The organism is Pseudomonas sp. MS01C9 (assembly GCF_058202755.1).
Window position 1 is genome coordinate 1,793,808 of the sequence record NZ_CM177073.1, and the last position, 13,728, is coordinate 1,807,535.

The window sequence follows — 13,728 nt, forward strand, 5'->3', positions numbered from 1 at the left end:
CTCCCCGGTTACTTGCGCGTTTATCCCAGTGACGACAAAACCCCACAGCCTTGGGCTGTGGGGTTGGGATGCTTGCCCAATCAGACCTTTTCGACCTGACTGAACTCCAGCTCCACCGGAGTAGAGCGACCGAAAATGAGCACCGCGACCTGAATCCGGCTCTTTTCGTAGTTAACTTCTTCAACCGTGCCATTAAAATCAGCGAATGGACCATCGGTGACTCGTACAACCTCACCAGGCTCAAACAACGTCTTAGGCTTAGGCTTGTCGCTACCATCAGCGACGCGACGCAGAATCGCCTCTGCTTCTTTATCTGTAATAGGTGCCGGCTTATCAGCAGTACCACCAATGAAGCCCATGACGCGAGGGGTATCCTTGACCAAGTGCCAAGTCCCTTCGTTCATATCCATCTGCACCAGCACGTAACCTGGAAAGAACTTGCGTTCACTTTTGCGCTTCTGGCCATTACGCATCTCAACCACTTCTTCAGTGGGGACCAGAATCTCGCCAAAGCCATCTTCCATGCCAGCCAGCTTTACACGCTCTATCAGAGAGCGCATGACATGCTTCTCGTAACCCGAGTAAGCATGCACAACGTACCAACGCTTAGCCACGGGACACCCTTAGCCAACAATCAAGGAAACAAGCCAACCGAGCAGGGAATCAAGCCCCCACAACAGCAACGCCATCACCAAAACAACAGCCACGACAATCAACGTGGTCTGAGTGGTTTCCTGGCGAGTTGGCCATACGACTTTACGGATCTCGGTTCGAGCTTCCTTAGCGAGTACAAAGAAAGACTTACCCTTGGCCGTCTGCAAACCCACGAAGGCAGCAACAGCAGCAATGGCAAGCAATGCCAGTACACGATACAGGATCGGCGATGCAGAGTAATACTGATTGCCAACAACGCCAACAACCACCAAAGCGACTACCACTAGCCACTTGAGCAGATCGAAGCGAGAGCTTTGAGCTTCAGCTTTAGGAGTCATCTATGAAGATCCTGTGAAAAGAAAGCCAGACACATCGAGTGAATCTGGCAGGTCAGGAGGGAATCGAACCCCCAACCTACGGTTTTGGAGACCGTCGCTCTGCCAATTGAGCTACTGACCTAAAACAAAATCAGGCCGACCATTATGCCGGCCCGAAAAAGACATTACAACCGTTTACTCGATGACTTTGGCGACGACGCCAGCGCCGACGGTACGACCGCCTTCACGGATAGCGAAACGCAGACCATCTTCCATCGCGATCGGCTTGATCAGGGTGACAGTCATCTGGATGTTATCACCTGGCATTACCATTTCAACGCCTTCTGGCAGCTCGCAGTTACCAGTCACGTCAGTTGTACGGAAGTAGAACTGTGGACGGTAGCCTTTGAAGAACGGAGTGTGACGACCGCCTTCTTCCTTGCTCAGAACGTAAACTTCTGCGGTGAACTTGGTGTGAGCCTTGACGGTGCCTGGCTTGACCAGAACCTGACCACGTTCTACGTCGTCACGCTTGGTACCACGCAGCAGCACGCCGCAGTTCTCGCCAGCACGACCTTCGTCCAGCAGCTTGCGGAACATTTCAACGCCGGTGCAGGTAGTTTTCTGAGTGTCGCGCAGGCCGACGATCTCAACTTCTTCCTGGATACGGACGATGCCACGCTCAACACGACCAGTCACAACGGTACCACGACCGGAGATCGAGAATACGTCTTCGATCGGCATCAGGAACGGCTTGTCGATAGCACGCTCTGGCTCTGGGATGTAGCTGTCCAGAGTTTCCACCAGCTTCTTGACAGCAGTGGTGCCCATTTCGTTGTCGTCTTGGCCATTCAGGGCCATCAGCGCGGAACCAACGATGATCGGGGTGTCATCACCTGGGAAGTCGTAAGTGCTCAGCAGGTCGCGCACTTCCATCTCAACCAGTTCCAGCAGCTCAGCGTCGTCAACCATGTCAGCCTTGTTCAGGAAGACAACGATGTACGGAACACCTACCTGACGGGACAGCAGGATGTGCTCACGGGTTTGCGGCATCGGACCATCAGCGGCCGAGCAAACCAGGATCGCGCCGTCCATCTGCGCAGCACCAGTGATCATGTTTTTTACGTAGTCGGCGTGACCTGGGCAGTCAACGTGTGCGTAGTGACGCACGGCCGAATCGTATTCAACGTGAGCGGTGTTGATGGTGATACCGCGAGCTTTCTCTTCAGGGGCACTGTCGATCTTGTCGAAATCAACCTTGGCCGAGCCGAAGACTTCGGAGCAGACACGAGTCAGAGCAGCGGTCAGCGTGGTTTTACCGTGGTCGACGTGACCAATGGTGCCAACGTTGACGTGCGGCTTATTACGTTCGAACTTTTCCTTAGCCATCGAAATCACCCCTAGGAGAAGAAATTAGCAAGTCACACTAACCATTAAAACAAAGGCAGATATTTTCATATCTGCCTTGTTATATGGAGCTCTTGAGCGGATTTGAACCGCTGACCTCACCCTTACCAAGGGTGTGCTCTACCAACTGAGCTACAAGAGCAAAACACTTTGCACAACCTGCAAACTTGGAGCGGGTAGCGGGAATCGAACCCGCATCATCAGCTTGGAAGGCTGAGGTTCTACCACTAAACTATACCCGCGGAGCCTGCAGCTCACGCTAAACTGGTGGAGGGGGAAGGATTCGAACCTTCGAAGTCGTAGACGTCAGATTTACAGTCTGATCCCTTTGGCCGCTCGGGAACCCCTCCTAAGCGAGCCGGCATTCTACATCATGCCAGCCTTCTGTCAACCATTTTCTCATTAAAAACCTGAGGTTAGATGCGTTGACGACGCTTCGCACCATCAACCGTTAAAGGCCTTCGCTGCGAAGCGGGCGCCATTCTATGCAAACTACCCCGTGGGTGCAACCCCCTCACAAGGCATTATTTTATGTTTTAACTCATTGAATTCTTTGGAAAGGTTTTGGAGCAACATGTCATTCAACTTTACAGTACTTTCTGGCGAAACCTGGACCCAGAATCCCCCCACCTCAGGAGAACTCGAAGAAGCAGCGCGAGCCACGACCCCCAACGCTAGCAACCTCTGCTCTAGCTGCCTGGCAGTTTCTGAACGATTGAAGCCCCCCAGATAAGAGCAGCTCCTTTGCGCCTCGCCTGGCCTGGCCAAGTCCCTCCTTACTAGCGCATCCGCCGTTTCACTCAGCAGATGAATATCCTGCTGCGGACCACGATACAGATTCAGCGGAGTGACATCCTTAGCGCGAAGCGGGACCTCCTGCTGGTGCCAGACGTAGTAGAACGCGTTTAAAACAAGCAAGAGCAGAAAGACCCAACGCATAGGAACCTCAAGACAAAGGGCAGGCCATCGCGAGCCCGACAAATACCAAGTCCGGGACCACCCTGGCATCCGGGACAACCCCCGCAACCAGGTTGGCATCCCCCCCCGTCAGGAACACAACGAAATCCTCTCCCCAGTACTGTCGAGCCAATTCGAGCTGAGTCAGCACAAATCCCCTAAGCATCAACATGCACCCACGCTCAACCGCCTCTACAGTTGTACGCCCCGGCTCAAGACTCTCATGAGCACGTTCGGCAGCCGTATCGTCATATCGAATTCGCCGGGTATGGGTACGCAACTGATTACGCATCAAGGGCATACCTGGACAAATAAACCCTCCCAGATGCCCCCCATCTGCCGCTACGAAATCGGCCGTGATGGCCGTACCAAAATCGAGCACCAGGCAGGCACTCGAGGCAAGATGAAACCCTCCAAGTAGCGCCAGCCATCGATCCAGCCCCAATCGCTCATAATCTTCGTAGCCGTTCCTGACACCAGCCATTTCCCGGGCAGGCACTGCTCGTACGACAGAGATCCCAAAAGCGTCAACCAACGAAGAAACCAGCGACTCGGTTTCTTCTTGAGTTCGCACGCTGACAAGGCGGCACTTCGCAAGCTGGAATCTTCCCGAGCCACTCAAACTCGCCAGCAGATCAGCATCAGAACCGACTACCCCCCCATCAACAGGCGTTACGCCATCGGAGCGAAGAACACGCCACTTAATAAAGCTGTTGCCACAATCGAGCTCAAGAATCATCACGCAACCTCAGGCTGAGCTCACCACCGCTAAAGATTCTTTCCACACCATCCACCTTCAAACGCAGCGCACCCTGACGATCGACTCCCAGCACAACACCATCAATGCGATTGGCGCCGGCAACCAACGACACGGAACGCCCCTGCCACAAATGATATCGCTCCCACTCCGCCTGAAGTGCCGAAAACCCTGACGCCTGATGCAGGCTCAGATATTGCCGAAGGCTGCCGCCCAAACGCGCCACAAGCTCATTCCGATTGAAGTTTCTGCCCGTCTCAAGGCTCATGGAGGTCCATTGCTGATCCACCTCATCTGCAGACTGCATGTTCACATTGATACCGACCCCCAGAACAACGTGACAAACATCTGCTGGATCGCCAACCAGCTCAAGCAAGATACCTGCGATTTTTTTATCACCAACCAATAAATCGTTGGGCCATTTCAACCCAGCCTCCAGCACTCCCATATCACGCAACGCACGCAGAACAGCAAGGCCAACAGCGAGGCTTAGGCCTTCGACCTGGCGCATGCCGCCATCAATGCGCAATACCAAGCTGTAATAGAGATTATCGGCAAAGGGGCTGACCCACTTCCTACCACGACGACCGCGCCCAGCAGTTTGCCGCTCGGCCAGGATGAGGAATGGCGCGTGCATCCCACGCTCTATGGACCGCAATGCCTCAGCATTGGTGGAGTCGATAGAATCAAATATATGAACAGGCCAATCACAAGACTCTTGCGCGCCAATCTCAGCCGCATTCAGAAGTTGCAATGGCCTGGCTAATTGATAACCCCTGCCCCGCACCTTATGAATGGACAAGCCAAGCTCCGCCTCCAGGTGCTGCAATTGTTTCCACACAGCACTACGGCTGATCCCGAGCGCAGCGCCTAATGCCTGCCCCGAATGGAAACGGCCATCTTTCAGAAGTTCTAGCAACGTGAGCATGCGAACGCGCCCTGATAATGAGGCCCGCATGATAGCCATGCACAAGACGGTTGCATAGAAACACAGAAGGCGCTTTCCTGAAGGCAAAACAAAACCCCTACCTGCGTCAGCAGATAGGGGTTTCGGAATTTAATCTTGACGATGACCTACTCTCACATGGGGAAACCCCACACTACCATCGGCGATGCATCGTTTCACTTCTGAGTTCGGGATGGGATCAGGTGGTTCCAACGCTCTATGGTCGTCAAGAAATTCGGTAGCCAGCGCGTGCCTTGCGGTCACGTTCCAGCGAATGGGTATGCGATAGTTTGTGTGTTGCCTGCAAGCACGTTCGAACTTTCGGTTCGTTTCGTCTTCACAACACCGCAATCTGGCCTCTGTCGAGTCGACAGATTGCTTGGGTGTTATATGGTCAAGCCTCACGGGCAATTAGTACAGGTTAGCTCAACGCCTCACAGCGCTTACACACCCTGCCTATCAACGTCGTAGTCTTCGACGGCCCTTCAGGGAGCTCAAGGCTCCAGTGAGATCTCATCTTGAGGCAAGTTTCCCGCTTAGATGCTTTCAGCGGTTATCTTTTCCGAACATAGCTACCCGGCAATGCCACTGGCGTGACAACCGGAACACCAGAGGTTCGTCCACTCCGGTCCTCTCGTACTAGGAGCAGCCCCTCTCAAATCTCAAACGTCCACGGCAGATAGGGACCGAACTGTCTCACGACGTTCTAAACCCAGCTCGCGTACCACTTTAAATGGCGAACAGCCATACCCTTGGGACCGGCTTCAGCCCCAGGATGTGATGAGCCGACATCGAGGTGCCAAACACCGCCGTCGATATGAACTCTTGGGCGGTATCAGCCTGTTATCCCCGGAGTACCTTTTATCCGTTGAGCGATGGCCCTTCCATACAGAACCACCGGATCACTAAGACCTACTTTCGTACCTGCTCGACGTGTCTGTCTCGCAGTCAAGCGCGCTTTTGCCTTTATACTCTACGACCGATTTCCGACCGGTCTGAGCGCACCTTCGTACTCCTCCGTTACTCTTTAGGAGGAGACCGCCCCAGTCAAACTACCCACCATACACTGTCCTCGATCCGGATAACGGACCTGAGTTAGAACCTCAAAGTTGCCAGGGTGGTATTTCAAGGATGGCTCCACGCAGACTGGCGTCCACGCTTCAAAGCCTCCCACCTATCCTACACAAGCAAATTCAAAGTCCAGTGCAAAGCTATAGTAAAGGTTCACGGGGTCTTTCCGTCTAGCCGCGGATACACTGCATCTTCACAGCGATTTCAATTTCACTGAGTCTCGGGTGGAGACAGCGCCGCCATCGTTACGCCATTCGTGCAGGTCGGAACTTACCCGACAAGGAATTTCGCTACCTTAGGACCGTTATAGTTACGGCCGCCGTTTACCGGGGCTTCGATCAAGAGCTTCGCGTTAGCTAACCCCATCAATTAACCTTCCGGCACCGGGCAGGCGTCACACCCTATACGTCCACTTTCGTGTTTGCAGAGTGCTGTGTTTTTAATAAACAGTCGCAGCGGCCTGGTATCTTCGACCGGCGTGGGCTTACGCAGCAAGTGCTTCACCCTCACCGGCGCACCTTCTCCCGAAGTTACGGTGCCATTTTGCCTAGTTCCTTCACCCGAGTTCTCTCAAGCGCCTTGGTATTCTCTACCCAACCACCTGTGTCGGTTTGGGGTACGGTTCCTGGTTATCTGAAGCTTAGAAGCTTTTCTTGGAAGCATGGCATCAACCACTTCGTCACCCAGAGGGTAACTCGTCATCAGCTCTCGGCCTTGAAACCCCGGATTTACCTAAGATTTCAGCCTACCACCTTAAACTTGGACAACCAACGCCAAGCTGGCCTAGCCTTCTCCGTCCCTCCATCGCAATAACCAGAAGTACAGGAATATTAACCTGTTTTCCATCGACTACGCTTTTCAGCCTCGCCTTAGGGACCGACTAACCCTGCGTCGATTAACGTTGCGCAGGAAACCTTGGTCTTTCGGCGTGGGTGTTTTTCACACCCATTGTCGTTACTCATGTCAGCATTCGCACTTCTGATACCTCCAGCAAGCTTCTCAACTCACCTTCACAGGCTTACAGAACGCTCCTCTACCGCATCACTTACGTGATACCCGTAGCTTCGGTGTATGGTTTGAGCCCCGTTACATCTTCCGCGCAGGCCGACTCGACTAGTGAGCTATTACGCTTTCTTTAAAGGGTGGCTGCTTCTAAGCCAACCTCCTAGCTGTCTAAGCCTTCCCACATCGTTTCCCACTTAACCATAACTTTGGGACCTTAGCTGACGGTCTGGGTTGTTTCCCTTTTCACGACGGACGTTAGCACCCGCCGTGTGTCTCCCATGCTCGGCACTTGTAGGTATTCGGAGTTTGCATCGGTTTGGTAAGTCGGGATGACCCCCTAGCCGAAACAGTGCTCTACCCCCTACAGTGATACATGAGGCGCTACCTAAATAGCTTTCGAGGAGAACCAGCTATCTCCGAGCTTGATTAGCCTTTCACTCCGATCCACAGGTCATCCGCTAACTTTTCAACGGTAGTCGGTTCGGTCCTCCAGTCAGTGTTACCTAACCTTCAACCTGCCCATGGATAGATCGCCCGGTTTCGGGTCTATTCCCAGCGACTAGACGCCCTATTAAGACTCGCTTTCGCTACGCCTCCCCTATTCGGTTAAGCTCGCCACTGAAAATAAGTCGCTGACCCATTATACAAAAGGTACGCAGTCACCCAACAAAGTGGGCTCCCACTGCTTGTACGCATACGGTTTCAGGATCTATTTCACTCCCCTCTCCGGGGTTCTTTTCGCCTTTCCCTCACGGTACTAGTTCACTATCGGTCAGTCAGTAGTATTTAGCCTTGGAGGATGGTCCCCCCATATTCAGACAAAGTTTCTCGTGCTCCGTCCTACTCGATTTCACTTCTAAGATCCTTTCGCGTACAGGGCTATCACCCACTATGGCCGCACTTTCCAGAGCGTTCCGCTAAAATCAAAGAAGCTTAAGGGCTAGTCCCCGTTCGCTCGCCACTACTAAGGGAATCTCGGTTGATTTCTTTTCCTCAGGGTACTTAGATGTTTCAGTTCCCCTGGTTCGCCTCTTGCACCTATGTATTCAGTGCAAGATAACCATCTTGTGATGGCTGGGTTCCCCCATTCAGACATCTCCGGATCACAGTCTGTTTGCCGACTCCCCGAAGCTTTTCGCAGGCTACCACGTCTTTCATCGCCTCTGACTGCCAAGGCATCCACCGTATGCGCTTCTTCACTTGACCATATAACCCCAAGCAATCTGGTTATACTGTGAAGACGACATTCGCCGAAAATTCGTACGCTTGCTCTACGAGCAACTCACAAATTTTACCTTAGCCTGAACCGTTACCAGTGAAAGTAACGTCCAGTCTATCTTTCTATCACATACCCAAATTTTTAAAGAACGATCTAATCAAAAGACTAGAAATCAACATTCATCACCGTTCGGTGGAATGCTCATTTCTAAGCTTTAAACGTTGGTGCCAATCGGTAATGGTGGAGCCAAGCGGGATCGAACCGCTGACCTCCTGCGTGCAAGGCAGGCGCTCTCCCAGCTGAGCTATGGCCCCGTATCGCTACAGGGTACACCATGAAATTGGTGGGTCTGGGCAGATTCGAACTGCCGACCTCACCCTTATCAGGGGTGCGCTCTAACCAACTGAGCTACAGACCCAATCGTCTTCTTCAATGAATCAAGCAATTCGTGTGGGAGCTCATGCAGCAGCTGCTGTCGTCGATTAAGGAGGTGATCCAGCCGCAGGTTCCCCTACGGCTACCTTGTTACGACTTCACCCCAGTCATGAATCACACCGTGGTAACCGTCCCCCCGAAGGTTAGACTAGCTACTTCTGGTGCAACCCACTCCCATGGTGTGACGGGCGGTGTGTACAAGGCCCGGGAACGTATTCACCGCGACATTCTGATTCGCGATTACTAGCGATTCCGACTTCACGCAGTCGAGTTGCAGACTGCGATCCGGACTACGATCGGTTTTGTGGGATTAGCTCCACCTCGCGGCTTGGCAACCCTCTGTACCGACCATTGTAGCACGTGTGTAGCCCAGGCCGTAAGGGCCATGATGACTTGACGTCATCCCCACCTTCCTCCGGTTTGTCACCGGCAGTCTCCTTAGAGTGCCCACCATTACGTGCTGGTAACTAAGGACAAGGGTTGCGCTCGTTACGGGACTTAACCCAACATCTCACGACACGAGCTGACGACAGCCATGCAGCACCTGTCTCAATGCTCCCGAAGGCACCAATCCATCTCTGGAAAGTTCATTGGATGTCAAGGCCTGGTAAGGTTCTTCGCGTTGCTTCGAATTAAACCACATGCTCCACCGCTTGTGCGGGCCCCCGTCAATTCATTTGAGTTTTAACCTTGCGGCCGTACTCCCCAGGCGGTCAACTTAATGCGTTAGCTGCGCCACTAAGAGCTCAAGGCTCCCAACGGCTAGTTGACATCGTTTACGGCGTGGACTACCAGGGTATCTAATCCTGTTTGCTCCCCACGCTTTCGCACCTCAGTGTCAGTATCAGTCCAGGTGGTCGCCTTCGCCACTGGTGTTCCTTCCTATATCTACGCATTTCACCGCTACACAGGAAATTCCACCACCCTCTACCATACTCTAGCTCGACAGTTTTGAATGCAGTTCCCAGGTTGAGCCCGGGGCTTTCACATCCAACTTAACGAACCACCTACGCGCGCTTTACGCCCAGTAATTCCGATTAACGCTTGCACCCTCTGTATTACCGCGGCTGCTGGCACAGAGTTAGCCGGTGCTTATTCTGTCGGTAACGTCAAAACAATTACGTATTAGGTAACTGCCCTTCCTCCCAACTTAAAGTGCTTTACAATCCGAAGACCTTCTTCACACACGCGGCATGGCTGGATCAGGCTTTCGCCCATTGTCCAATATTCCCCACTGCTGCCTCCCGTAGGAGTCTGGACCGTGTCTCAGTTCCAGTGTGACTGATCATCCTCTCAGACCAGTTACGGATCGTCGCCTTGGTGAGCCATTACCTCACCAACTAGCTAATCCGACCTAGGCTCATCTGATAGCGCAAGGCCCGAAGGTCCCCTGCTTTCTCCCGTAGGACGTATGCGGTATTAGCGTCCGTTTCCGAGCGTTATCCCCCACTACCAGGCAGATTCCTAGGCATTACTCACCCGTCCGCCGCTCTCAAGAGGTGCAAGCACCTCTCTACCGCTCGACTTGCATGTGTTAGGCCTGCCGCCAGCGTTCAATCTGAGCCATGATCAAACTCTTCAGTTCAAACATCTTTGGGTTTTGAGAAAACCCTAAACTTGGCTCAGCAATCGTTGGTTACATCTTTGATTTCTCGCGGAGTAACTTGTGATGCTGATAATCTGTTGACTAGCAGTCTGACTCCACAAGCACCCACACGAATTGCTTGATTCAGTTGTTAAAGAGCGGTGGGTTGAGCCTTTCGTCTCAACCGAGGCGCGCATTCTACAGCGCCCCGTACATCTGTCAAGTGGTTATTTTCAGAAGTTTTCAAAGTTTCCTTTGCAACTTCAACCACTTGCGCTTTCGATCTCTCGTCAGCGGGAGGCGAATTCTACAGCGTTAGCCGCTGCTGTCAACACCTCTTTTCCAGCGTCTTCGATCGTGAAGATCGAAGTGCCGACGGGACTTGACTGCAACCCCTGTCGACCCCTTCCGGACTTCGATGATTTGAAGTCCTGCACACCCGAAAACTTCATAACTTATTGAATCTCAAGAAGTTTTCCGTTTCGACTGCGCCGGAAGTGGGGCGAATTATAGAGACTCAGAATCTGCCGTCAACACCTATTTCCAGATTTACTCGGATTTAAGCGCGATGCGTGCAAAAGCCTTCTTTCCTGCCTGACAGACATGCGTGGCGCCCAGCTTATATATAAAGGTGCGATCCACGACCTCCCCATCAACGCGCACCCCACCCGCCCCCAGAAGATCTCGCGCCACCGCCGCGTTCTTGACCAGCCCCGCTTTGTTAAGGACAGCGGCAATCGGCATATCCTCACCGGCAGCCAGCTCGATTTCCGGCAAATCATCGGGTAACTCACCATCCTTCATGCGATTGCCCGCCGCACGATGAGCATTGGCAGCCGCCTCCTCACCATGGAAACGGGCAACGATCTCCTCAGCCAACTTGATCTTGATATCCCTCGGATTGGCCCCAGCCTCGACATCAGAACGGAATGCATCGATCTCGCCCATAGAGCGGAAGCTCAGCAATTCAAAGTAACGCCACATTAATGCATCAGGAATGGAAACCAGCTTGCCGTACATAACGCCCGGCGCCTCCTGAATACCGACGTAGTTACCCAACGACTTGGACATCTTCTTCACGCCATCCAAACCTTCCAGCAAAGGCATGGTTAGGATGCACTGAGCCTCTTGGCCATAACTACGCTGCAGCTCTCGCCCCATCAGCAGGTTGAACTTCTGGTCCGTACCGCCAAGCTCGACATCAGCACGCAACGCAACCGAGTCATAGCCCTGCACAAGCGGGTAGAGAAACTCATGGATAGCAATCGGCTGGTTGGTTGTGTAGCGCTTGTCAAAGTCGTCGCGCTCGAGCATGCGCGCAACCGTGTACTGAGAGGTCAGGCGAATGAAGTCCGCAGGCCCCATCTGGTCCATCCAGGTAGAGTTGAATGCGACCTCGGTCCTGGCCGGATCCAGAATCTTGAAAACCTGAGCCTTATAGGTCTCGGCATTCTCGAGCACCTGCTCGCGAGTCAGCGGTGGACGCGTGGCACTCTTCCCACTCGGGTCGCCAATCATCCCGGTGAAATCACCTATAAGGAAGATAACCTGATGCCCCAGCTCCTGAAACTGACGCAGCTTGTTGATCAGTACAGTGTGCCCTAGATGCAGGTCAGGGGCTGTCGGGTCGAAACCAGCCTTGATGCGCAACGGCTGCCCACGCTTGAGCTTTTCGATCAGCTCGGACTCGACTAACAGTTCTTCCGCACCACGTTTGATCAGCGCTAGCTGCTCTTCAACCGACTTCATAACAGACCCGCAAGGCTCAGATTCAAAGGGCCCCAACCATACAAGATCGCACACCAAATACAAAGTTTGACCGGCGCACGACAACCAATCCACGAGCAGGACGCCTGCGGACTTGCTTCGAAGGGGATTTGGTTATATTTTATACAGTTATTTCATCTTCATCATGTCATTCATCTTTTCCAATTCATCTTTTCAAAAGTCAAATTACTCATGACCACAGAACCGTCTAAAGCGCCACCGCTTTACCCAAAGACCCACTTGCTGGCCGCAAGTGGAATCGCCGCCCTCCTTAGCCTGGCGCTCCTGGTATTTCCTTCCAGCGACGTTGAAGCCAAAAAGACGACTCTGAGTCTCGAACTGGAAAGCCCTGCCGAACAACTGACACAAGATCAAGACGCTGCCGAAGCCGTCCAGGCCACAAACGAACAGAGCGCTTCCCCTTTCGCACAGATTGAAGACAGTCCTGAAGACACCGCCGAGACCGCTCAGGTCGAGCCCCCGGTCGTGGAAGAAAAGAAGGAGCCTGGCCATCGTGAGGTGATCGTGGCCAAAGGCGATACCCTTTCCACACTTTTTGAGAAGGTCGGCCTGCCCGCTACCTCGGTCCACGAGATTCTGGCCAGCGACAAGCAAGCCAAGCAGTTCACTCAATTGCAACGGGGCCAGAAACTCGAGTTCGAACTCAATCCGACTGGAGAGCTGACCAGCTTGCACACCAAGCTGAGCGACCTGGAAAGCATTACCCTGACAAAGAGTGACAAGGGTTATGCCTTCAATCGCATTACTGCCAAGCCTACCGTACGCTCGGCCTACGTCCACGGTGTGATCAATAGCTCTCTATCACAATCGGCCGCACGTGCAGGCCTTTCACATAGCCTGACGATGGACATGGCCAACGTATTCGGCTACGACATCGATTTCGCCCAGGATATTCGCCAGGGCGACGAATTCGACGTGATCTACGAGCAGAAAGTGGTCAACGGGAAGGCCGTCGGCAACGGCCCGATTCTCTCCGCGCGCTTCACCAATCGCGGCAAGACTTACACTGCGGTGCGCTACACCAACAAACAAGGCAACAGCAGTTACTACACTGCCGACGGCAACAGCATGCGCAAGGCGTTCATCCGCACGCCGGTTGACTTCGCCCGCATCAGCTCGAAATTTTCCGCAGGCCGCAAACACCCTATCCTGAACAAGATTCGCGCCCATAAAGGTGTCGACTACGCCGCCCCCCGAGGCACCCCAATCAAGGCTGCCGGCGATGGCAAGGTCTTGCTGGCCGGCCGCCGCGGCGGTTACGGCAACACAGTCATCATCCAGCACGGCAATACCTACCGTACGCTGTATGGTCACATGCAAGGTTTTGCCAAAGGCGTGAAGACCGGCGGCAGTGTCAAGCAGGGCCAGGTCATCGGCTATATCGGCACCACGGGGTTGTCGACCGGACCACACCTGCACTATGAGTTCCAGGTCAACGGCGTTCACGTCGATCCGCTTGGCCAGAAGCTGCCTATGGCTGATCCAATCGCAAAATCCGAACGCGCACGCTTCCTGGCGCAAAGCCAGCCCTTGATGGCTCGCATGGACCAGGAAAAGGCCACGATGCTGGCTTCGAGCAAGCGTTAA

The 13,728-nt window shown here is 53.5% G+C and carries 8 protein-coding genes, 6 tRNA genes and 3 rRNA genes; 1 reads left to right on the forward strand and 16 read right to left on the reverse strand.

What is annotated here, in order from left to right:
• Positions 1-80: 80 nt before the first annotated feature.
• From nusG to tyrS, 16 genes are all read right to left on the reverse strand, one after another.
• Entirely contained in the window at positions 81-614 is a 534-nt protein-coding gene (nusG, locus tag AC1M7R_RS08345; RefSeq protein WP_010443972.1) for a transcription termination/antitermination protein NusG, read from the reverse strand.
• Between the two features lie 9 nt (positions 615-623).
• Positions 624-992: a preprotein translocase subunit SecE gene (secE, locus tag AC1M7R_RS08350; protein WP_072399281.1), complete on the reverse strand. Its 369-nt coding sequence runs from the start codon at positions 990-992 to the stop codon at positions 624-626.
• A 45-nt stretch (positions 993-1,037) separates the two neighbouring features.
• A tRNA-Trp gene (locus tag AC1M7R_RS08355) sits at positions 1,038-1,113 on the reverse strand.
• Between the two features lie 53 nt (positions 1,114-1,166).
• Positions 1,167-2,360 carry an elongation factor Tu gene (tuf, locus tag AC1M7R_RS08360; protein WP_076406111.1) on the reverse strand — a complete coding sequence of 398 codons (1,194 nt, stop codon included), beginning with the start codon at positions 2,358-2,360 and terminating at the stop codon, positions 1,167-1,169.
• Positions 2,361-2,444: 84 nt separating this feature from the next.
• A tRNA-Thr gene (locus AC1M7R_RS08365) sits at positions 2,445-2,520 on the reverse strand.
• 26 nt (positions 2,521-2,546) lie between these two features.
• Positions 2,547-2,620 (reverse strand) — tRNA-Gly (locus AC1M7R_RS08370).
• A 23-nt stretch (positions 2,621-2,643) separates the two neighbouring features.
• Positions 2,644-2,728 (reverse strand) — tRNA-Tyr (locus AC1M7R_RS08375).
• Between the two features lie 142 nt (positions 2,729-2,870).
• Positions 2,871-3,317 (reverse strand): hypothetical protein, encoded by a 447-nt coding sequence (locus AC1M7R_RS08380; protein WP_490610343.1) that lies wholly within the window; start codon positions 3,315-3,317, stop codon positions 2,871-2,873.
• A gap of 7 nt (positions 3,318-3,324) precedes the next feature.
• The gene (locus AC1M7R_RS08385) at positions 3,325-4,074 is read right to left on the reverse strand and encodes a pantothenate kinase (protein ID WP_072399302.1); all 750 of its coding nucleotides are present in this window, start codon (positions 4,072-4,074) and stop codon (positions 3,325-3,327) included.
• Positions 4,064-5,020, reverse strand: a complete 957-nt coding sequence (gene birA / locus AC1M7R_RS08390) for a bifunctional biotin--[acetyl-CoA-carboxylase] ligase/biotin operon repressor BirA (RefSeq protein ID WP_490610344.1) — start codon at positions 5,018-5,020, stop codon at positions 4,064-4,066. The genes AC1M7R_RS08385 and birA overlap by 11 nt, the downstream gene beginning before the upstream one ends.
• Positions 5,021-5,153: 133 nt before the next feature.
• Positions 5,154-5,269 (reverse strand): 5S ribosomal RNA (gene rrf / locus AC1M7R_RS08395).
• 159 nt (positions 5,270-5,428) lie between these two features.
• A 23S ribosomal RNA gene (locus tag AC1M7R_RS08400) occupies positions 5,429-8,320 on the reverse strand.
• A gap of 251 nt (positions 8,321-8,571) precedes the next feature.
• Positions 8,572-8,647, reverse strand: a tRNA-Ala gene (locus tag AC1M7R_RS08405).
• Positions 8,648-8,674: 27 nt separating this feature from the next.
• Positions 8,675-8,751, reverse strand: a tRNA-Ile gene (locus AC1M7R_RS08410).
• Positions 8,752-8,816: 65 nt separating this feature from the next.
• Positions 8,817-10,353: ribosomal RNA gene (locus tag AC1M7R_RS08415) — 16S ribosomal RNA — on the reverse strand.
• The 16S, 23S and 5S rRNA genes sit together here with 2 tRNA genes alongside, the layout of an rRNA operon.
• Before the next feature lie 549 nt (positions 10,354-10,902).
• On the reverse strand, positions 10,903-12,102 hold the full coding sequence (tyrS, locus tag AC1M7R_RS08420) for a tyrosine--tRNA ligase (protein WP_490610345.1): 1,200 nt from the start codon (positions 12,100-12,102) through the stop codon (positions 10,903-10,905).
• Positions 12,103-12,312: 210 nt separating this feature from the next.
• Between tyrS and AC1M7R_RS08425 the strand changes: the two genes are divergently transcribed.
• Positions 12,313-13,728 carry a peptidoglycan DD-metalloendopeptidase family protein gene (locus AC1M7R_RS08425; protein WP_072389619.1) on the forward strand — a complete coding sequence of 472 codons (1,416 nt, stop codon included), beginning with the start codon at positions 12,313-12,315 and terminating at the stop codon, positions 13,726-13,728.

Excerpts from the sequence above, each read along its gene's own strand:
- secE (WP_072399281.1), bottom strand. The coding sequence starts at position 992 with ATGACTCCTAAAGCTGAAGCTCAAAGCTCTCGCTTCGATCTGCTCAAG.
- tuf (WP_076406111.1), bottom strand. The coding sequence starts at position 2,360 with ATGGCTAAGGAAAAGTTCGAACGTAATAAGCCGCACGTCAACGTTGGC.
- AC1M7R_RS08380 (WP_490610343.1), bottom strand. The coding sequence starts at position 3,317 with ATGCGTTGGGTCTTTCTGCTCTTGCTTGTTTTAAACGCGTTCTACTAC.
- AC1M7R_RS08385 (WP_072399302.1), bottom strand. The coding sequence starts at position 4,074 with ATGATTCTTGAGCTCGATTGTGGCAACAGCTTTATTAAGTGGCGTGTT.
- birA (WP_490610344.1), bottom strand. The coding sequence starts at position 5,020 with ATGCTCACGTTGCTAGAACTTCTGAAAGATGGCCGTTTCCATTCGGGG.
- tyrS (WP_490610345.1), bottom strand. The coding sequence starts at position 12,102 with ATGAAGTCGGTTGAAGAGCAGCTAGCGCTGATCAAACGTGGTGCGGAA.
- AC1M7R_RS08425 (WP_072389619.1), top strand. The coding sequence starts at position 12,313 with ATGACCACAGAACCGTCTAAAGCGCCACCGCTTTACCCAAAGACCCAC.